The organism is Neobacillus camarae (genome assembly GCF_054950115.1).
In genome coordinates this window covers 193,642-211,950 of the sequence record NZ_JBUCKX010000003.1, presented here as the reverse complement: position 1 = coordinate 211,950, position 18,309 = coordinate 193,642, and the positions used below count along the sequence as shown (strand labels likewise).

At 38.6% G+C, this 18,309-nt stretch carries 24 protein-coding genes and 1 pseudogene; 19 read left to right on the top strand and 6 right to left on the bottom strand.

Annotation, left to right across the window (positions count from 1 at the left end):
* The first annotated feature begins 74 nt into the window (after positions 1-74).
* Both ACY8D0_RS16145 and ACY8D0_RS16140 read left to right on the top strand, forming a co-directional pair.
* Entirely contained in the window at positions 75-251 is a 177-nt protein-coding gene (locus tag ACY8D0_RS16145; RefSeq protein WP_462411554.1) for a hypothetical protein, read from the top strand.
* A 54-nt stretch (positions 252-305) separates the two neighbouring features.
* Positions 306-1,064, top strand: coding sequence for an SIR2 family NAD-dependent protein deacylase (locus ACY8D0_RS16140; protein ID WP_462411553.1), 759 nt, complete (start codon positions 306-308; stop codon positions 1,062-1,064).
* A 194-nt stretch (positions 1,065-1,258) separates the two neighbouring features.
* Here ACY8D0_RS16140 and ACY8D0_RS16135 read toward each other — a convergent pair whose 3' ends face one another.
* Positions 1,259-1,984, bottom strand: coding sequence for a metallophosphoesterase family protein (locus ACY8D0_RS16135; RefSeq protein WP_462411552.1), 726 nt, complete (start codon positions 1,982-1,984; stop codon positions 1,259-1,261).
* A gap of 178 nt (positions 1,985-2,162) precedes the next feature.
* Between ACY8D0_RS16135 and ACY8D0_RS16130 the strand changes: the two genes are divergently transcribed.
* The 10 genes from ACY8D0_RS16130 to ACY8D0_RS16085 all read left to right on the top strand — a co-directional run bounded on the left by ACY8D0_RS16130 (position 2,163) and on the right by ACY8D0_RS16085 (position 8,890).
* The gene (locus ACY8D0_RS16130) at positions 2,163-3,140 is read left to right on the top strand and encodes a hypothetical protein (protein WP_462411551.1); all 978 of its coding nucleotides are present in this window, start codon (positions 2,163-2,165) and stop codon (positions 3,138-3,140) included.
* Complete coding sequence (locus ACY8D0_RS16125; protein WP_462411550.1) at positions 3,130-3,378, top strand: hypothetical protein; 249 nt, start codon at positions 3,130-3,132, stop codon at positions 3,376-3,378. Before ACY8D0_RS16130 ends, ACY8D0_RS16125 begins: the two co-directional genes overlap by 11 nt.
* A 38-nt stretch (positions 3,379-3,416) precedes the next feature.
* Complete coding sequence (locus ACY8D0_RS16120; protein WP_462411549.1) at positions 3,417-3,680, top strand: hypothetical protein; 264 nt, start codon at positions 3,417-3,419, stop codon at positions 3,678-3,680.
* A gap of 513 nt (positions 3,681-4,193) precedes the next feature.
* The gene (locus tag ACY8D0_RS16115) at positions 4,194-5,168 is read left to right on the top strand and encodes an alpha/beta fold hydrolase (RefSeq protein WP_462411548.1); all 975 of its coding nucleotides are present in this window, start codon (positions 4,194-4,196) and stop codon (positions 5,166-5,168) included.
* A 191-nt stretch (positions 5,169-5,359) separates the two neighbouring features.
* Entirely contained in the window at positions 5,360-5,542 is a 183-nt protein-coding gene (locus ACY8D0_RS16110; RefSeq protein ID WP_462411547.1) for a Fur-regulated basic protein FbpA, read from the top strand.
* Positions 5,543-5,721: 179 nt separating this feature from the next.
* Positions 5,722-6,078 (top strand): hypothetical protein, encoded by a 357-nt coding sequence (locus tag ACY8D0_RS16105; protein WP_462411546.1) that lies wholly within the window; start codon positions 5,722-5,724, stop codon positions 6,076-6,078.
* 40 nt (positions 6,079-6,118) lie between these two features.
* Positions 6,119-6,466 (top strand): hypothetical protein, encoded by a 348-nt coding sequence (locus tag ACY8D0_RS16100; protein WP_462411545.1) that lies wholly within the window; start codon positions 6,119-6,121, stop codon positions 6,464-6,466.
* Between the two features lie 112 nt (positions 6,467-6,578).
* Positions 6,579-7,568, top strand: coding sequence for a helix-turn-helix transcriptional regulator (locus tag ACY8D0_RS16095; RefSeq protein ID WP_462411544.1), 990 nt, complete (start codon positions 6,579-6,581; stop codon positions 7,566-7,568).
* 78 nt (positions 7,569-7,646) lie between these two features.
* A complete protein-coding gene (locus ACY8D0_RS16090) occupies positions 7,647-8,267 on the top strand; it encodes a hypothetical protein (RefSeq protein WP_462411543.1) in 621 nt (206 codons plus the stop codon).
* Positions 8,264-8,890, top strand: a complete 627-nt coding sequence (locus ACY8D0_RS16085; RefSeq protein WP_462411542.1) for a hypothetical protein — start codon at positions 8,264-8,266, stop codon at positions 8,888-8,890. The genes ACY8D0_RS16090 and ACY8D0_RS16085 overlap by 4 nt, the downstream gene beginning before the upstream one ends.
* 326 nt (positions 8,891-9,216) lie before the next feature.
* Here ACY8D0_RS16085 and ACY8D0_RS16080 read toward each other — a convergent pair whose 3' ends face one another.
* Positions 9,217-9,588, bottom strand: coding sequence for a VOC family protein (locus ACY8D0_RS16080; protein WP_462411541.1), 372 nt, complete (start codon positions 9,586-9,588; stop codon positions 9,217-9,219).
* Positions 9,589-9,822: 234 nt separating this feature from the next.
* Between ACY8D0_RS16080 and ACY8D0_RS16075 the strand changes: the two genes are divergently transcribed.
* Both ACY8D0_RS16075 and ACY8D0_RS16070 read left to right on the top strand, forming a co-directional pair.
* A complete protein-coding gene (locus ACY8D0_RS16075; protein ID WP_462411540.1) occupies positions 9,823-10,305 on the top strand; it encodes a DUF6933 domain-containing protein in 483 nt (160 codons plus the stop codon).
* A 100-nt stretch (positions 10,306-10,405) separates the two neighbouring features.
* Complete coding sequence (locus tag ACY8D0_RS16070) at positions 10,406-10,939, top strand: plasmid pRiA4b ORF-3 family protein (protein WP_462411539.1); 534 nt, start codon at positions 10,406-10,408, stop codon at positions 10,937-10,939.
* Between the two features lie 142 nt (positions 10,940-11,081).
* Here the strand turns inward: ACY8D0_RS16070 and ACY8D0_RS16065 are convergent, their stop codons facing one another.
* Positions 11,082-11,843 carry an AAA family ATPase gene (locus ACY8D0_RS16065; RefSeq protein WP_462412476.1) on the bottom strand — a complete coding sequence of 254 codons (762 nt, stop codon included), beginning with the start codon at positions 11,841-11,843 and terminating at the stop codon, positions 11,082-11,084.
* A gap of 187 nt (positions 11,844-12,030) precedes the next feature.
* On the opposite strand from ACY8D0_RS16065, the pseudogene ACY8D0_RS16060 reads away from it, so the two are divergent.
* The 3 genes and pseudogenes from ACY8D0_RS16060 to ACY8D0_RS16050 all read left to right on the top strand — a co-directional run.
* Positions 12,031-12,246, top strand: a pseudogene (locus tag ACY8D0_RS16060) (alpha/beta hydrolase); the annotation flags it as partial.
* Between the two features lie 204 nt (positions 12,247-12,450).
* Entirely contained in the window at positions 12,451-13,512 is a 1,062-nt protein-coding gene (locus ACY8D0_RS16055; RefSeq protein ID WP_462412475.1) for a DUF3626 domain-containing protein, read from the top strand.
* A gap of 208 nt (positions 13,513-13,720) precedes the next feature.
* A complete protein-coding gene (locus ACY8D0_RS16050) occupies positions 13,721-14,059 on the top strand; it encodes a cupin domain-containing protein (protein ID WP_462411538.1) in 339 nt (112 codons plus the stop codon).
* A 182-nt stretch (positions 14,060-14,241) separates the two neighbouring features.
* Here ACY8D0_RS16050 and ACY8D0_RS16045 read toward each other — a convergent pair whose 3' ends face one another.
* A complete protein-coding gene (locus ACY8D0_RS16045) occupies positions 14,242-14,493 on the bottom strand; it encodes a hypothetical protein (RefSeq protein WP_462411537.1) in 252 nt (83 codons plus the stop codon).
* Positions 14,494-14,634: 141 nt separating this feature from the next.
* A complete protein-coding gene (locus tag ACY8D0_RS16040) occupies positions 14,635-15,732 on the bottom strand; it encodes a molybdopterin-dependent oxidoreductase (RefSeq protein WP_462411536.1) in 1,098 nt (365 codons plus the stop codon).
* Positions 15,733-16,013: 281 nt separating this feature from the next.
* Between ACY8D0_RS16040 and ACY8D0_RS16035 the strand changes: the two genes are divergently transcribed.
* Positions 16,014-16,238, top strand: coding sequence for a YjcZ family sporulation protein (locus ACY8D0_RS16035; protein ID WP_462411535.1), 225 nt, complete (start codon positions 16,014-16,016; stop codon positions 16,236-16,238).
* Between the two features lie 459 nt (positions 16,239-16,697).
* On the opposite strand, the gene ACY8D0_RS16030 is transcribed toward ACY8D0_RS16035, so the two are convergent.
* Positions 16,698-17,720: a DUF3231 family protein gene (locus tag ACY8D0_RS16030; RefSeq protein WP_462411534.1), complete on the bottom strand. Its 1,023-nt coding sequence runs from the start codon at positions 17,718-17,720 to the stop codon at positions 16,698-16,700.
* 224 nt (positions 17,721-17,944) lie between these two features.
* On the opposite strand from ACY8D0_RS16030, the gene ACY8D0_RS16025 reads away from it, so the two are divergent.
* Positions 17,945-18,163 carry a YjcZ family sporulation protein gene (locus ACY8D0_RS16025; protein ID WP_462411533.1) on the top strand — a complete coding sequence of 73 codons (219 nt, stop codon included), beginning with the start codon at positions 17,945-17,947 and terminating at the stop codon, positions 18,161-18,163.
* Positions 18,164-18,309 lie beyond the last annotated feature (146 nt).

Sequence of the window (18,309 nt, the reverse complement as noted above, 5' to 3'; positions counted from 1 at the left end):
TAGGGGGAGAATGCAATAACCCGCGATTTTGCTACCATAAATAAGGGAATTCAATGAAAGGGATGGGGGTTACGATGAATCATGATTGGGAAACGATTATCGAAATAGGTGCGGAAGGAGGAACTATAAGACTCTTAGGGAAAGAGGAGCAACCAGGTAAATGGGTATACCGAAGATCCGTCAATGAGATCTTCACAGAGGAATTGGTATCGGAGTCGGTTTCAGGAAAACAGAAAGTCCGAACCCTGTAGTCCTCTTTTCAAAACCCAGTCGCAGAAGCGGCATCGTTTGAAACAGCGATTGAAATGCTAGATTCTTATCCATGGCCGATGCTGCGGCCAAGAAAAGTCCATCCGGCGTTTCGCCTCCAGGTATGGAAGGCCTTGCAAAAAACGGTCAGGCAAAGATATAAGGGACGGGTTGATTCCTCCCACTATTCCCAATGGGCCAATCTTTGCCTTGCCGGGCATCCAGAAGAAATCGTGACTTTGGTTGTTTGGCTTCAAAATGCAAGCTATGTCACGGTTTTAACAGGCGCAGGGCTGTCGACGGAATCGAACATTCCGGACTTCCGTTCAAAGGATGGATGGTGGAACCAAATTGACCCTAGGACAGTTGCGACAACTAAAGCCCTTCAAGACCAATATGATTTGTTTCATGAGTTTTATAGCATACGAATCAACGGACTGTCCCATTGCAAACCCCATAAAGGGCATGAAATTTTAGCAGATTGGGAACGAAAAGGACTTATTAATGCAATTTTTACTCAAAATGTGGATGGATTCCATATGGCAGCGGGGAATCAACATGTCTATGACCTTCACGGGTCCATTCATAAAATCTACTGTGCAGAATGCTCAAAGCCGGCAAGCAAGGAACCATTTTTAAAGAAGGAAAAATGTCAGGATTGCGGAGGAAAGCTCCGGCCAGGTGTGGTCCTGTTTGGCGAAATGCTCCCAGAGGACAGCTGGGATGCCGCCCTCGCCCATATCAGCAAATCCGATTTGGTCATCGTGATTGGGACCAGTCTTGAAGTGTACCCGGCTAGTCAACTGCCCAAATGACGGTTGGAAAAACGGTGTATATCAATGCGGAAACGAACGAGCAAAATCCTTATTTTGACCTATTCATTGAAGGAAAAGCCGGTGAGTTGTACAGCAGGTAGATGAACTGCTATGACAAAGTTCCATATAAAAAAAGGAATACCACGATGTATTCCTTTTTTTATATGAAACTAGCTAAATGGTACCTATAAAAGCTAATGGTTCCTAATTCGTTCGTTAATTTCCAACGGTTTGATGGGTAACTGAAAAACCTCACCCGTCTGTAAATGGTTACAGTAATACATTTGGTTGGACAAATCGACTAATGACAGCTGGCCATCCTGAAGGACAGAAGCGCCGGTGTCACAGGATAGGAAATGTCCTGCTTGGTAAACGCAGGAATAGGGGGTATGGCCATGGACCATGATCCGTTTCCCGATGGCTCCCATTAAATCCACAGGATCAATGGAATACATCACATCCAATCCAATAAAGGTACTATCTTCAGGCTGCTGATCGATACCGTAAGACACATCGATTCCTGCGTGAACATACAAATAGTCTTCATCCATGTGAACAAGTGGAAGATTGGCCAGCCAAACAAGATGGTTGTTCCGATCATTTTCTCCATCGAAACGTGTTTTCATTTCCTCAATCACTTCCAGTCCACCATAATGCAGCCACATATGACTGTTTCCGCCGAAAACATATCGCCGCATCATGATTTCATGGTTTCCTAAGATGACAAAGATATTGTCAGGATGCTTTTCCCGCAGCTGCTTCACAAACCTGATGACGCCGACCGAATTAGGACCTCTATCAATCAAATCTCCAACGAAAACCAATTGATCTTCAGATGGATGAAAATCGGCGGCATCGAGCAACTGAATCATGGCTTCTAATTGGCCGTGCACGTCACTCATGGCAAACTTCCTTTTCATGTGGTTCCCCTTTTCGGCTAAATAAAATAATAGATTAAGAATATTTTACCTCAGCATTATGCAGGTACAAGTAATTATTTTGTATATGATAAAATTGTGGGTAAATTCCCACGTATTGCTCAAACCCCACCTAAGACCATTTTTATTGGCTAAAATGAAAAAGAAAGGGAGGGACACAATGAAGCTGTATCCAAAACAAACGATTCGTGGGTCGAAAATATTAAAATTCATCCAATATATGCATGGATTACATTACTTGGCGGATGAACAAGCTATCATTCAGAATGGGTATGATATGTATTTCGACTTTATGTTTGATCCTCATTATCGGGATAAAAACAACCCCAGCCATGACTGGGAATTCTATGATAAGGCTAAAACAGAACTGAGCAGAGATGGAAATTTAAACATCCATGAGAACAGCAGCTATGATGAGATTCAATCTGCAATCAATTTGATGCATGAACAACTCGCGACAATAAACTTTATTGCCAATCACGTATTGGGCATTATGCTCAACAATCTGAAAAAAAGGGATTTCCTCCATCAGGTTAACGAGGCAAAAACGGAATATCATCGTAACTACCTATTGCTCTTGAAGAATAGCAGCAGATATTTAGATTTAAAAAAGGAGCGGCAAGAAATTGAAAAGAACAAGTATGAACAGCTGGTAAAAGTAGAGAAGACGTTCAAGGATGATTATTTTACCGGAAACAATATCTTGTCCATTGTGGAAGACCTTTGTGTGTATATCGAAGTGCTGATAGTGCAGACGAAACAGGAACTAAATCGAAACTCTGGCAATTTTAATAAGCTGCTGAAGTTTCAATTGATGATGTATACGGAGATATTGTTGGATTTCATTAGTGCCTTTCAAATCATTCCGGAGAAATACCTCCATCAATCCATGTCAAAACGAGTGGCTGATTATTTGGCAGGGGCGAGACCGGTTTATCAGCCCTTTGATTTTCTGACAAAAATGGGTGAAATCGAAAAGGAATCAAAGAAGCGCCATAAGTACAAAAGGATATTTGAAACGGCTGGGATATGTGAACTGTGGACAAAAAAGGTCAAAAAATACATCCCTTTACCGGGTGTGTTTGATTATATCAATTTTGAAAAAATACTTGAGGAGGAACAGTCTGATGAATACTAATTTCCATATTAACGAAAAGGGCAGAAAAATAGGGGGAACAGCCCATCTGCTGCACAAGCAAAAACTGACAGGGGGAATCCACGCCTATGAGGAAGGACTTAAGGAAGAAGGACGCCAGGAGGTTAGAACGGAGTTAAGGAGTTATTATAACCAGCTTGAACGAGTGGAACAAAAACTGGATCAGGTGCTGGAACAACAAGGAGCCCATTTTAATCCGAAAATGAAACGTGTGAAGTAATGAAAGGAAGAAAAAAACTGTAACTAGGGGGAAAGGGTTTGATCATCAACATTGGGCAATGCATGGACTGTCACAAGAAATTGAAGGGACAAGGCCACATCATTTATGAAGAAATTCTCGTGGATGGCAGGGGAAGCCACTGTGATAAAGTTGTAATCGGTTTGGTCTGCGACAAATGCAATAAAAAACGGCTTTCTGCGGTTCTGATATCCTTGGTTCGCAAACATTATAAAAGGCAAAGAAGAAGAGAAATAGAAGAGAAGGATAAGCAGAGAAGATTGAAAAAGATAAGACTATTATAATGTAGTTGGGCTTGGCATGAAGTTGTCAGGCTTTTTATTTGTTTGGCTGTTTTTGTAGAGATTGTTGTTTCCCTTCTTACGCTTGTGAAATGTTAGAACGCATCTCCTAATAATTGGGGTTCTGTAATATGTATTAACGACCGTTAAGGCGCATTTTCCGATTGAACGGTCGCTAATAAGGGCTATTAGCGCCCGTTCTGGCGACTTCTCCGATCGTACGGTCGCCATAAAAGGCTATTAACGAACGTACGGTTGTTAATCGATACTACATCTTCCAGTAGTCTATTAATGTAAATAAGCAACAATCCTTTGGATTATGTCTGTTGTAAGAATCATTTAAGAAATTTGTAAGATTTGAGTAAGGGTTAAACACTATAGTTATTTTTGAATAAAACTACTAGAAAAAGGTAAAACAGTCACAAAATCTTGCATCCCAGTTAAAGCTTAAGGTGGTACTATAAAAGTGATTTAGATTTTCGTGGCATAAAACAGAGAAAGAAAGGGGGAGGAACATTGTTCAAAAGAACTACGCCTAATATCAGGGGGCAAAACGCTGTATCTGATTTAAGAAAAGTCATCATTGGCGGGGTGGAGCAATGGCTGTTAATCAGGGGTGAAAATAGAAACAATCCTATGTTGTTATTGGTTCATGGAGGACCGGGGGCGGCACAAATTGGTTTTAATAGAGACTATCAGCAAGACTTGGAAAAACATTTTATTGTGGTGAATTGGGACCAAAGAGGAGCGGGTTTATCTTATTCAAAAAAAATCCCGGCGGGAACGATGAAAATAGCCCAATTTCTAAATGATATAAACGAAGTTACCATCTATTTGAAACAAGAATTTCAAAAAGAGAAAATTTATTTAATCGGGCATTCTTGGGGAAGCATACTTGGCATGTTAGCAGTCAGCAAATATCCTGAACATTATTTTCACTATTTTGGTGTTTCCCAGGTCGTCAGCATGAGCAAAGCGGAGGCGTTATCATATGACCTTTTGCTGGAAAGGGCAGCCGAACTAAACCATAAAGAAGCAATAAAAAAGTTAAAGGAAATAGGGAAGCCGCCTTGGGATCATTTAAAATCTGACAAGGTCCATCAAAAATATCTGGAAATCTTGGGCGGCGGGATTTCCCATGATGGAAAATTAGTCGGGGATTTTGCCAAAAAACTAATCAAGAGTAAGGAATACACCCTTCTTGACGTGGTAAGACATCTAAATGGCCAGTTGTTTAGTATGAAAATGATGATTAGTGAGTTAAGGGAATTTGACTTAAGCAATGAAGTCCAAATGGTCAAAGTTCCCGTTACGTTGATGATGGGCAGGTATGACTTAACGGTTCCTCACCAACCAACACAAGAATTCTTTGATCGTCTTCAGGCACCAAGGAAAGAATGGATGCATTTTGAAAATTCTGCCCATTCGCCTAACTATGAAGAGCAAGAAAAGTTCACACAAAAATTAATCGAAACAATCCATGGTTATTAACAAGGAAACGAAATTTGCAAAGGCACTGTCATGATGAAAGTGCCTTTTTTATTTATTTTTTAATTCTTACTTTACAGGTAGGAATTGTAGGTTTATAATACAAGTAATCTAATAAAACAAAAATAATCAGACCGATGTAAGAGTGTTTATTGTCAACTGGAGTCGTTGGAAAAACTGAAGGAGTGGTTCTGATGAGAAATAATGATGAAAAAAAACGCCAAAAACTAATCAATAAACTAATTTTTTTAAACGTATATAACAAAGAAGATCAAAAGCTTTATGAAATGACACTTTCAAAACTAGAATATGAATATAGGAGATACAAATCACTTAACCACCCCCATGGAGAGTTTGGCTCCATTCAATGGGTATAAGATAGAATTTTTAGGACTAAGACTGTATGGTGTTTGCACCTGCAGTCTTTTTTGTGCTGAAATAGTGGTCGGTGCTGCAGCCATTTCCTGGCCTTATTATAAACAAGTCCGGGCAAAGGATTCTTGGGGATTTTGTCGAAATAGATAAATAACAACATCTAGCAGGAGTGAAATGTCACATGAGAACCAATGATAGACAATTAATTCACCTAAACGAACGAACAATGAGTGCAATATTTGATTGTGTCTATGGGGTCAATGGACATCTGAAACAGGAAACGAAACAATTATTAAAAGATGAGAATTTTAATGACTACATTGAACTGTTACTAGCATTGCAGCAATACAATTATTCCTATCGGCAAGGGATGGCAAGTGAATTGTTTCCCCTATTTGAATCCACTGTCGGACCAATGGAAAGAAATTCTGATGGAACGACACTTTGGTTAGCACTTGGACTTGCAATCAAAGAACTGTATGGGATGAGGAATTCAACTTTGCAGGAATTGCTTAAAATGGTGTATGTCCTAAAATGAATGATTCATCACTATATTTCCATGAAAGGGTCGGGGGTAAATGGATATTGAAGTGTTTATTGGGGATTTAAATGACCCGGAATTTAATTATCAGAACGGTAACTGGACAGGGAATATCCCGAAACGGATCAGTGATTTTTTTCCAGAACCACACAGCATTTTTTTCAACATCATTAAAAAGATTGATAACAAGGAAATAACGGGATGGCAAACCGACTGGGGATCCTGGACAGCGATCCTATTTCCATCTGAAATGACAGAATTTATTATCGACCTATATGGCAAAAAGGCAACTGAACAAAATAAAAAGGTTCAAAGACTACTAACGTTTGTAAGGCAGTTGGATGCTGAAAAACAGTATGGCATAGTGGCATGTGAAATGTCCTGATTTTCTCCAACCTGTACTAATTTTGATTCCTTTTTGGATAAAATGGAATCTGTCTTATAGTTTAAAATAAATAGGGAATGGACGTAACCGTTAGAAGGGGAGGGTTTATTTTTTGACAGAGGTACCCAATACGACACAAATCCTGGCACTACAAAAAATTCTATTTGAAGAAACAGACGAAGACCACAAATTGGCAGCAGCGGATTTAATTGAAAAACTACAGTTGGCTTTAGCCACCAATGATCCTGTGGACAAAAGACGGATCAAACGGTATATCGATTCTTTAAACGAGAGCGGATTTGAAGTTCTTCAGGAAGGGGAGAAGTACGGAAAAAACGTTTATAGCCATCAATCCCGATTATTTGAAACCTATGAGCTGCGAATGCTGGTCGATGCTATCCTATCGGCCCGATTTGTGACAGAGGAACAGGCAAAAAACATTATCAGGAAATTAAACGAGCTGACCAGCAAGCATATCGCCAAAACACTGCCTAGTCCAATTAAATACAACAAATCCATGAACCACATCTATCATTTAACCAAGGTGTACATTGATAAAATCCATCAGGCCATTGATGAAAAACGGGTGATATCATTTAAATATGGAAAATTCACGATGGACCGTACGTTTGAATTGAATCGCAATGGCCAGGAATATGTCTACCATCCATATGGACTTATTTGGGATGAAGGTTTTTATTACCTGATTGGCCAGAAGGATAACAAGGAAGGCCTGAGCAATTATCGGGTCGACAAAATGAGAGATGTAGAAGTATTGGAGCAGCGTTTCAAACCAAAGGATTATCCTATTGATGAATACTTGCATACCAATTTTCACATGTTCTCCGGGCAGGGGGAATGGGTGGAAATTGCGTTTTATGATAAAGGACTCATCAACCCCATCATCGATCGGTTCGGATTGGAAGCGGATATCAGGAAGGTGGATGACAATACGTTCATTTTAAAAACAAAAGCGATCATCGGTGAAGGCTTTTTCAATTGGGTGCGCGGCTGGGGAAGCAAGGCAAAAATTATCTCACCGCCCTCATTGGTCGAGCAGATGAAAGAAGAAGTGCAAAAAATGAATCAGATATATTCGTAAGGGTGTGCCAATTTTGGTGCACCCTTTTTAGTATGATTCATTTGTAAGCAAGTTCATCATGTAACAGGGGGAAAAGAAATGAAGAAAATGTTGAGAGTATTAGTTGCAGCAACAATGATGTTTTTGGTTGCATGTTCAGCAGACAAGCCGGAAAACCAGACAAAAGAAAAAGAAAATACCAAAAGTCAGGAAGTAAATGTCGACAAAGGAATGTTGAATGTCACGATTACCTTACCAGCCAGCATGTTTAAAGACCAAAACGTGGACGAGGTAGTGGCAGATGCTGAGAAAGAGGGAATTACCGCCACGAAAAATGCAGACGGGTCTGTCACCTATAAAATGTCAAAATCGAAGCACAAAGAAATGATGGAGGAAATGAAAACGACTGTCATTCAAACCATCGATGACGCAAAAAGTGGAAAAGACTATCAATCTATTAAGGACATTACCTACAACAATGATTTCTCTGAATTTACCCTTATTGTCGATAAGGAAGCTTACGAGAACAGTATGGATGGCTTTGCCGCACTGGGCCTAGCTATGTCGGGCATGATGTATGAATTATTTAATGGGGTAAAACCGGACGATTATAAAGTAACTATCAACTTAAAAGACCAAGCGACCCAAACAGTGTTTGACCAAATTGTTTATCCTGATGCATTAAATAACCAAAATGAAAAAGGGGAGACACAAGAATGAAAAAAATGAGTTTGGTTCTAGTATCTTTGACAGCGATTTTGGCACTTGCCGCATGCGGGCAAGACACGAAAGATGTCACTGTGAAGGAAGCAGCGGCAAAACAAGAGCACCCAAAGAAGAGTGAACAAAAGAAGCAGGAGCAACCGGTATCGAAATTAGGTTCCCGCTCCAATCCCGTACCATTTCAACAAACGGCTACCGTGGATGATGAGTTGTATAATGATGCCGGTGAATCTTTTCCAATAAAATTTGATTTAATGGTCGAAGAAGTGACTCGTGGAGAAGCCGCTTACCAAAAATTAAAAGCCATGAACGAATTCAATGAGCCGGCACCAGAAGGGTATGAGTGGGTGCTAGTAAAAGCGAAAGTGAAATTCAACGAATCGAAAACACAAGATTTAGCCTTTACCATTGACGGAATCATGAATTTTAACATGGTCAGCGAGAGTGGCGACATATATTCTGGTGACCTTTACGGAACAACGGATCCGGAGTTTTCATTTGAAATGTATGTGGGGAATGAAAAAGAAGGCTATATCGCAGATCTTGTCAAAACCGGAGAAAAAGCCCAGCTCCGTTATGAAGAATTGATGGACGGACAGGTTTTCTTCAATCTACAATAATATTATTCTCAAAAAAGCTAAGGGTTAACGGGTTGGGTTAGTCCTAATGAATCATAGTGGCGAACAGTGACTAATCACTTTTCGCTTTTTTATTATCAGGCAACGTGAATACTGTCTCCCCCAGGCCATTGAAAAATCGTTCTTCTACGTGACCTAGAAAGGAAGCAAAAGTAGTTTTGGGTCACGTAGAGAGCTTCTGCGTGACCGAGAACGGGACCAAAAGCAGATTCGGGTTACATAGAGAGGTTCTACGTGACAGAGAAATAAACGAAAAGTAGTTTTGGGTCACATAGACCAAAAGGGGACTGCATTATTAATCTTCGAAATTAACGGTGTTGGTCCACAAGAATCTGATTACCATCTGGATCTTCCATGATAAAATGGGCTGGTCCTTCACTTGCCTCATCGGCTTCAGTCAGCATTATGATTCCTTTTGCTTTGAGCTGCTTTTGAAGCTCGCGGACGTCTGTAAACGATTCGAGATTTTCTGCATTCTGATTCCAGCCTGGATTAAAGGTCAGGATGTTTTTTTCAAACATTCCTTGGAAGAGACCAATGACGGAATTGTCATTCTTCAAAATCAGCCAATTTTGCGTAATATCCCCAGTTAAAGTTTCAAATCCCAGGTTTTCATAAAATGCTTTTGATTTATGTAGGTCTTTGACAGTTAAACTCACAGAAAAAGCGCCAAGTTTCATCGTTCATCCTCCTTTTAATAAGTGTCAGTTCTAATACTAGTTCTAAATCTAGTATAAAAAAACTCAATAAATTATACAACAATTTCCAACTTGTGTTGCCGCACCGATGTTATGAATTATTCTTAAGCTCCCTGGCAGGGGGATAAAAATATATACTATTAGGGAATTTTACCTTTTCGTAAAGGCTTTATATAATTATGTATAAAGTTGCTTTTATTTTAGGGGATGATTAATATGTTAATACAATGTACAAAGAAGCTTTTGGACGAACTGAAGATGAATAGTGAGAATGCGACAGAGGTGGAACCATTATATTCCTGGCATGCTCATCTTATTTCACTCAATCGAAGAAAAACGGTTGTCTTGGTGAATGACCACAATAGGTATGTGGTAGTTTTGTATGGATTGAAAGCGAAGAATTTTAAACTTTTGGACGAGCATATATTACAAGGGATTCGTGAAACATTGCGGGAGGAGGGGGTAAAGGAAGAAATCATTGAAAGATTCCTTTCGGATTCAGGAAATATTACTTATGCCAAAACGAAGAACCGGACCACTGTCGCAAGGTTGAACAAGGCTTGTGAAAATACATATTTTTATCAAGAATTATTGAATGAAAACTCGATTTATAATACGGAACTAAGCAAAATAATCAGTCGCTTATTGGTTGGTGAAGGGAAAAACGACTACATACGTCCGCGGGATGTAATGGTATAAGGACCTAGAGAACTTTGCGGGTGAACCCATTTTTAGCGTAAAGGCGGCTCAATTAAAAGTAACGCTTAAGCTTGAGAATTACCATATTTGGCGTCAAATCATGGTTCCACTAAATCGGACGTTTTCGAAGCTCCACGATATTCTCCAAACAGCTTTTGGCTGGAAGGATTCCCATCTTCATGAATTTTATATTTTCGAAGAGGTTTCTGCTTCCGGTTTGGAACATGATCATGATGACTGGTTAAAGCCAATGTTGAAACTGGTCTGTGATGAAGAGGCATTTGCCTATCCTGATGAAATGGAAATGAAACTTGAAACGGGCATCAAGATTTCAGAATATGTCCCAACTTATAGAGGATTAAGGTATACATACGATTTTGGGGATAATTGGGAACATGACATAAAAGTGGAGAAGATAATCGACAATTATGACGTGAATCATCCACTGTGTCTTGCTGGAGTGGGCAACACGCCTCCAGAGGATGTTGGCGGAGAATACGGCTATGAGGAATTTCTTAAAATACTTGGGAACCCCAAGCATCCGGAGCATAAACACATGACCCAATGGGGTGCCATGCACGGTTACAAAGACTTTGATATTGAAATGGTGAATAGGATTTTGAGGAATAAATGAATTGGTGATATCCGGAAGTGTGAATTACGTTGTGCCTAGTACTGGTCGAAAGTAGTAAGCTAAATAATATCGATAGTAATATACTCTCTGCTGCCCTTATAAAAAGATTGCCTACATTCAGGCAATCTTTTTATTGTCCGGATTAATCTTCTTCATTCAGCAAATGATGAATTAATCGATCTTTATCATCAAAAAATTGTTTCGTAATTTTGTAATGATCGGTTTCCTCCAGGGTGGATTCTTTTATCCCATTTTTGGTCAGTTCTATAATTTGTGAGGTTGGATATGACATTAGTAAGGGAGAGTGAGTCGCAATGATAAATTGTGAATTTTGGTTTATCAATTCATGGATTCTGGTTAACATGGATAACTGCCTAAGTGGAGATAGCGCCGCTTCCGGTTCGTCCAAAATATAAATCCCATTTCCTCCGAATCGGTTCATAAAGGTAGAAAAAAAGGCTTCACCATGTGATTGATTATGAAGGGAAACTCCTCCAAATGAATCAATGACTAGCGATCCTCCAAGAGGGTCCGAATCTAATTCTTCAATGTTAGAGGCTAGGTTATAAAGTCTCTCCGCACGAAGGAAAAAACCATCTTTTGGTTTGTTTACTCCTCTGATCACTCGAAGATGATCGCTAAGTTCGGAATAAGAATCGAAGGTGGAAAAACGAAAATTCAACGACCCGCCTTCAGGATTAAAACCAAGTGAAATCGCAATGGCTTCCAACAAAGTGGACTTACCCATTCCGTTTTCCCCCACGATAAACGTAACATTTGGATGGAAGGAGAGATCGGTCAACTGACTTATGCTTGGGATAGAAAAGGGATATTTTTGTAAAGAAGGAATAGAATCCCTCTTTAATTGAATGCCTCTTATATAATTGCCGCTGATATAATCCATCATCATACCTCTATTTCGTTCATTATCTATCGTATTACCAAAGAAATCTTAAGCAGAAAATGATCGTGTTGAAAATTTGTGTATATGGTGATAAATGGTTAATATGACAGTTAATTTCAATCATTCTGTTGGCTATAAGATGGCAAAAATTCAGAATATTACACGACTAGTATAAGTCACTAACATTAATCCATTACAGGTAAGAATTTACCGTCCAAAAATTGGTAAATGAATCCTTGCCCGCTTTGCTATGGTTACATGGTGGGGGGATATTTTGGGGCCTTATGATGAGAATGATGACCTTTGTTTGAATTTTTCAAACAAAGCCAATTGCTTGGTCGTTTCTGTAGCTTACCGTTTAGCTTCCGAACACCCTTACCCGGCACCTATTGAGGATTGTTACCAAATTATACTTAAAGGCTATATAAATAACTTTCTAGTAGCTGGAGGAGTATTATTGGGATTTGGACAAATGGTAGTTACCTTAATCTTGAAGAAGGAAAATGGTTAAGCGGAATTAAATAGGTAGTTGAGAATAAACTTTACATTATTAATACTGAGGAGGAATAATTAGTTGGAGAAATTATCTCAGTCTCAACAATTGGCTATGGACTATATTAACCAATATGCTAGGAATCATACTTCTCAAGCTAAAGCAACCATAAATCATATCCTAAAAATGTCGAATATACCAGTGGACATTTTCGAAGCAGCGGTTAGCAGTTTAAAAGCAAACGCACGAATTGGCCTCCATTTCCATCCGGATCGACCAGATTCATCCATGAAAAGCGTCGCCGAAGCACTATTAGAACAGGGAATATATAGGAACCAATTTGAAACACTTATATCCAACGGCAGCGTTTCTGCTCTTCCAGGTGGTGAACGTGACCTTTGGGAGAAAAGAATCTTTGGAGGGGCCTATCAGACGAAGGGGACTACTAATAGTCAACGTCCTAAATACGGCGCACTGAATGTCATGTTACACTCAGATGGACCTGCTCCACGTTTTGGCTCGTGTTACTTTCTTTTATCTCCCAGTGTTTCATATCGCTCCACGTTTACATTCTTGGATTCCCATCAAGACCCAAAGGAAAAGGGGACGTATGAAGAATTTGATATGATTTTGGCTGCACTCTTAGAGGAGGTCTTCACTAGGGAATTTGCAATTGGTGAAAAGGATATAACTCCAACAAAACTAATCAATCACTTACTGGTGAAACTCCAAGATAAGTTAACCGATCCCGAAAAAAAAGAACCAAATCGGAATCTTAATCACTACATCGAAGCCCAAGTTCATGGGGATATTTCACTAAAAGAAGACGTGGAAGTGCTTGTGGCGGACCCTTCCTTTAAAGAGACGAATATTAGAACAATTTTAGAAAACTTATGCCTTAAGTATTCCATTGAATTATATTGGCATCAGGGATTTGCGCTTATGGCAGATGAAGTTCCGTCTGATTTTAGGGGGCCAACCATGCCTGTTCTGGCAAAATTTATTGCGCAAAATAATGGGATCAATGCAAGTGTAATTGGTTGTGCCGTTATGGACCTTTACCGTAATCCTCAAAATTGGAAAGAGCGGGGGACTTTTAAGGAGGTACTTCAGGAATTAAAGCTATTGTGGCATGTTCTAGTAAGATTTGGAAAGCCGTATACGACTTTAAAATAATAAGGGGGGTTTTTTATGTTGCCCATATTTTAAACATATGATTGTGAAGGAATGTCTTCAACGGGTGCTTTAGTTAAGAATGATGATTGCTACGGCGGTCATTTTTTCTTGTTAACTAACTAGCAGCTTAGTTGAAGGATTCCTAATTCCAAAAATCACCTAAAAAAGGTAATATGATAAAGAAACTAAACTAGCAGGGGGATTTTTAGTGCAATTGCTTAAATTAAGAGTCAGTCAAAGTATTAGTAATTACAATTCTGTTTCAGCCTATTATTCAAAGATTATAAAAACAGAGAAACCTACCAATATTGGTTTTATTGATATTGAACAAGGTGGTATTGTAGGATATCACAGAGCACCAGTGCCTCAGCTTTTTATTGTAGTTCATGGCGAGGGATGGATTGAATGTGAAGATAATACGAGAATAACTTTGAAAAGTGGTGAAGGAGTATTTTGGGAAAAAGGCGAAGGTCACATTAGCGGTAGTGATACAGGTTTATCAGCCTTAGTGCTCCAATCCGAGAAATTAGCAATGCCTAATCCATAAAAAAACAGGTACTTTATTTCGAGAGTATAAATAATTTTGTGTAATGGGTCTCTGTAATTGGTGATTCTAACCAATTACAAAAAACTTATCATTCTAGTCTAAAGATTCTATTATAACCTGATTTTCATTATCTCTTCTAAATCCAAGCCTGGAGAGACACTCTCCAGGCTTGGAAGTCAATTTTATTTCCGAAAATGATGCATTTTTTGGGTATGACCATGTTCAAAATGATGTTCAGTATGAATAGTCCTACCTCCTCCAAAGCCAATCAATACTCCAAGTGCGAAAATACAAACTGAACGGATGATCCGGCGTTTTCTTTTTTGATGCAAATTTCTAAATTCCTCTTTTAATTCCTTTTTAACTTCATCCTTCAGACTTAGGCTGTCTTCTTGAGGTGGTACCTGCTCCAGTTCTTGAGGTTCATTTGGCATATTCCATCTCCTCCTTTTCACCTAATATATGGAATCTGGGGTATCCATTTTATTAACAAACTGTTAAATTTTTTATATCTTTTTCGTAATTTATTGGAGTTTTAGGATAGGTGGGCAGGTTTTTTATTATTAAATGAAAAATCAGAACGTTGCATCAGCTGGATAGCCTCGTTGTTCCCAGTATCCCTGAATATGAGTGGAGGCAAATTCAACACGATTTACCCATTTGATGGATTTGTAACCATACATTCTTGGCACCACTAATCGAAGCGGAAAACCTTGTTCGACGAGTAGGGATTGTCCATCCATCGTATAAGCAAGCAGGACGTCGGATTCCATCGCTTCTTTTAAAGTCAAGCTTTCGGTATAGATACCGTCAGCAGAATGGAAGGTGATGAATGCAGCTTCTGAAGTGGGGTTTACCAATGAAACAAGCTCGCGAATATGAATTCCTTCCCATTCTACATCTGAAACCGTCCAGCCTGTTACACATTGGAAATTTTTGACCTGTTTTGTGACAGGTAATGACGTCAATTGCTCAAAGGTAAAGGATTGTTTAGTGGTCACCAGGCCATCAACCATCAATCGATACTTTTCAGACAAGACTTTTGGATAATTGTCCGTCACAGTAAAATATTTCGGAAACACATGAATACCCGGTGTCGAATTTGTTGATACTTTTCCACGCGTTGTGAAAAGCTTGGAAAACGGAGTCATTGCAATGGCACCAATTAATAAGCCTGAAACACCCCATCTTAGAAACTGCCTTCGTTCTGAATCTACTTTTTTCGTTACAAAAGTTTGGGGATATGGGGTTACGGTTGCTTTAAAGAAACCATGCAAGATAAACCAAATGCCTAAAAGATAAGACAAATTCCTATGCCAAGGGAAGGCTGCCTCTCTTAGCTTAGAGGGAAACCAATTGACCTTCCACAAAGCTAATCCGGTTAAAACGATGGCCGGACCAAAAAAGATTGGAAGAAACCAATCGACCTTTCGTATGCGGTTTACCGTTGGCAGCTTTTTCACAATAGGAGAAAATAACGACAGAAAGAACACGATGCCAAGGAAAATGTGCGCATCGTAAAAGAAGGATAAATACCTTATAAGCCTTACATGAAGAAATGGAATATAAAGTACAAGTCCCGATAACATAAGACCCAAAAAGGACACAATGGAATAATGGTGAAGCCATACATAATATTTTGGCCATTTACCATGAGGAAACCATTTCTTCATTTAAAACCCTCACAATCCCCTGGAAATGTGTTCAATTATAGCATGAAGATATTAAGCAAGTCTTAATAAATACTTCAAAAGTAATGTCAGAGGTTTTTATACTTTGGTATTCATCTTATTCCTGGGTTCATTTTTCTATTAAAGCAAAAAACTTAAAAGTTACTAAAAGTAATCGTTACTAATCGATGCCCATAATGAATACAGACGGGCTCAACTTCCTCTCTCAGTGTAATTAGTGTAATGTCATCTTAGCTCCATGCATTCGAAAAGAAGTGTAAAAAATGGATAATGCTTTACCGATTTCAAATTCATCACCAAATGCCTTACTGATTACACCTCTTCCCCAGCCATTGTCCTACTCTTATGCTGATCCGGTTTATTCAGGTTATTTTCCTGCACATGGGTCCGTTGATTTTATACTTATAGTAGTGTCGTTTATTTTATTAATTATTGTGTGTTGCAGTTTGTTTCTGTCGTTAAAAGATGTGACAGTATCTATTAACTAATGTAAGTTTTTATCGATTTCTTGCGTATACATAACAATTTCATATATAAAATCATGCCAAGATTCAAAAGACTCCTTTGATGGCCTAAATGATAACTCGAAATTTGAACTGGCAGATTTTTTATCACATGTGATGGAGGCAGCCAATACCTGCGTTTTCTTTTAATTGTATGATAGCTTAAAAGTTACCAAGGTATTCAATGGTGTATATTTTTGTATTTGCGTTTAATAGCATCGGGTGAGAGAAACTAAGATCCCTGTTCGGGGTCTTTCTTTATCAAAATGGATACAATAGTTTCTACTCATTCGTCATTTATTTGTTGGTAATAAGTACTTGGATACATTTTTTTATGTCATTAAGGAACACGGCGAGAAAAAGTTCTAGATTGATCAGCACTAAAAAAGAACGACATCATTTTTAACTTACTTTTTTAGAAGTGAAAATGATGTCCTTCCCCTGTCATTTCTCGGAACCTTGTGCCAAAGATTTTCTGTCAATTGCTTCCGGTTGTTTTTCAAACCAACCATGTTTAACCATAATATTGTAAGAAAATGCACCAGCCTCCATAGCATGGGTAAATATTTTAGAATAGTTCAAAATGATATCTGGTCTAAAGCTGGAACCTATTGATGCACCATAATAGGTAAGAGCTGCATTCACTAAAAACCCTGCGTGAAACATGAGCAATTTATCTGAAAAAGGACTTACAGTTGAATCAGTAATTTCATTATCCCATTTGTCAGGGACTGGCAAATGATCCTGTTGTAAGATAGCATCAAAGGTTTGAGCATCTTTCCCTGCTAATTTAGCGTTTTTCAGCATAAAATGACGAACGTCTTCCTGTACTGCCACCTGACTAAAAGCCAAACTTAACGAACTGACAAATCCAGTTTTCAATGAATTAAAGAAAAGGGTGCTGATTTCCGAACTGTTTAATGGTCTTTTGTCTCCAATTAAATTATCAATAATTCCTGGTGATTCCATAAACTTCGGCTCATCTGGTGAAGGAATGGAGGGGACACTTGAAAAATTTGGATTTTTTTTAGCCAATATCACTATTTTTTGGAACAATTCTTTTGTGGATGCAGTACATTCAAAAAAATAATTCTGCAGGTCTTGTCGCTCCAAGTTAGTAATAGCTAAGCTATAAGCGGTTAAGCCATGTATGGCCATTATGTAGGAGTAGAATAGTAAAAATTGGTCAGAAAAGAGACGTGGGGCATTCACATTCACGTCATGCTCTGTAAATCCAATGGGAACTTGGAAATTAGCACTTCTTAAATATTCGGTAATTTTCGTAACATGGCTCTCAGCTAACTGTAATGCGAAGTCTAAAATGGCTTTTATCTCTTGGTCTTCCACAATGTTAAGAAAATATTTATAAACACATACTGCCATACTATCGCCCGAATATTGAAGCCAAAGAGCAGATACTTCGGAAGCGGTTAAAGCATTCGTTTTTTCACCCCCAGTAATATCCAAAGGAAATACCTCCAATTTGTCAATTGTTACTCTAAAAAATATTTTATGGAATTGGTAATAAAGTATACAAATAAATGAAAGGAGTTTTGATTGCGAAAACACGAGCTAGTTCGCCACTAATTCCTGCCCATAAATCATATAGACGGGCTCCAACTTCCTCTCTGAGTGTAATATATAGAGTAATGTCATATCAGCTCTCCATACATTCGAAAGGAAGTGAAAAAATGGATAATGCCTTACCGATGACTAATGCTTTACCGATGACTAATGCTGTACCGATTATGGCTGGCGCAAATGTTCTTCCACAAGCTCCATTGTCTTACTCCTATGCAGCTCCTGTTTATGGAGGTTGTTTTCCTACTCATGGGTGCGGTGAATTTATACTCATAGTCGTGTTGTTTATTTTATTAATCATTGTGGGTGCTGTTTGTTTCTGTGGATAAAAGATGCTACTGTATCTATTAAATAAGCCTCATCTTATTCCAGATGAGGCTTATTTTTTCTTAAACCTATGCAAGTTTTCATTCAGTCTTGCCTATTTTAGGCTTATTTAATTTAATAAAACATACTGCCGTAAACAACATTTTTT

Excerpts from the sequence above, each read along its gene's own strand:
- ACY8D0_RS16105 (WP_462411546.1), top strand. The coding sequence starts at position 5,722 with ATGAGAACCAATGATAGACAATTAATTCACCTAAACGAACGAACAATG.
- ACY8D0_RS16075 (WP_462411540.1), top strand. The coding sequence starts at position 9,823 with ATGTTAATACAATGTACAAAGAAGCTTTTGGACGAACTGAAGATGAAT.
- ACY8D0_RS16090 (WP_462411543.1), top strand. The coding sequence starts at position 7,647 with ATGAAGAAAATGTTGAGAGTATTAGTTGCAGCAACAATGATGTTTTTG.
- ACY8D0_RS16055 (WP_462412475.1), top strand. The coding sequence starts at position 12,451 with ATGGACTATATTAACCAATATGCTAGGAATCATACTTCTCAAGCTAAA.
- ACY8D0_RS16140 (WP_462411553.1), top strand. The coding sequence starts at position 306 with ATGCTAGATTCTTATCCATGGCCGATGCTGCGGCCAAGAAAAGTCCAT.
- ACY8D0_RS16145 (WP_462411554.1), top strand. The coding sequence starts at position 75 with ATGAATCATGATTGGGAAACGATTATCGAAATAGGTGCGGAAGGAGGA.
- ACY8D0_RS16070 (WP_462411539.1), top strand. The coding sequence starts at position 10,406 with ATGGTTCCACTAAATCGGACGTTTTCGAAGCTCCACGATATTCTCCAA.
- ACY8D0_RS16130 (WP_462411551.1), top strand. The coding sequence starts at position 2,163 with ATGAAGCTGTATCCAAAACAAACGATTCGTGGGTCGAAAATATTAAAA.
- ACY8D0_RS16065 (WP_462412476.1), bottom strand. The coding sequence starts at position 11,843 with ATGGATTATATCAGCGGCAATTATATAAGAGGCATTCAATTAAAGAGG.
- ACY8D0_RS16080 (WP_462411541.1), bottom strand. The coding sequence starts at position 9,588 with ATGAAACTTGGCGCTTTTTCTGTGAGTTTAACTGTCAAAGACCTACAT.
- ACY8D0_RS16040 (WP_462411536.1), bottom strand. The coding sequence starts at position 15,732 with ATGAAGAAATGGTTTCCTCATGGTAAATGGCCAAAATATTATGTATGG.
- ACY8D0_RS16035 (WP_462411535.1), top strand. The coding sequence starts at position 16,014 with ATGGATAATGCTTTACCGATTTCAAATTCATCACCAAATGCCTTACTG.
- ACY8D0_RS16025 (WP_462411533.1), top strand. The coding sequence starts at position 17,945 with ATGGATAATGCCTTACCGATGACTAATGCTTTACCGATGACTAATGCT.
- ACY8D0_RS16045 (WP_462411537.1), bottom strand. The coding sequence starts at position 14,493 with ATGCCAAATGAACCTCAAGAACTGGAGCAGGTACCACCTCAAGAAGAC.
- ACY8D0_RS16100 (WP_462411545.1), top strand. The coding sequence starts at position 6,119 with ATGGATATTGAAGTGTTTATTGGGGATTTAAATGACCCGGAATTTAAT.
- ACY8D0_RS16085 (WP_462411542.1), top strand. The coding sequence starts at position 8,264 with ATGAAAAAAATGAGTTTGGTTCTAGTATCTTTGACAGCGATTTTGGCA.
- ACY8D0_RS16125 (WP_462411550.1), top strand. The coding sequence starts at position 3,130 with ATGAATACTAATTTCCATATTAACGAAAAGGGCAGAAAAATAGGGGGA.
- ACY8D0_RS16135 (WP_462411552.1), bottom strand. The coding sequence starts at position 1,984 with ATGAAAAGGAAGTTTGCCATGAGTGACGTGCACGGCCAATTAGAAGCC.
- ACY8D0_RS16110 (WP_462411547.1), top strand. The coding sequence starts at position 5,360 with ATGAGAAATAATGATGAAAAAAAACGCCAAAAACTAATCAATAAACTA.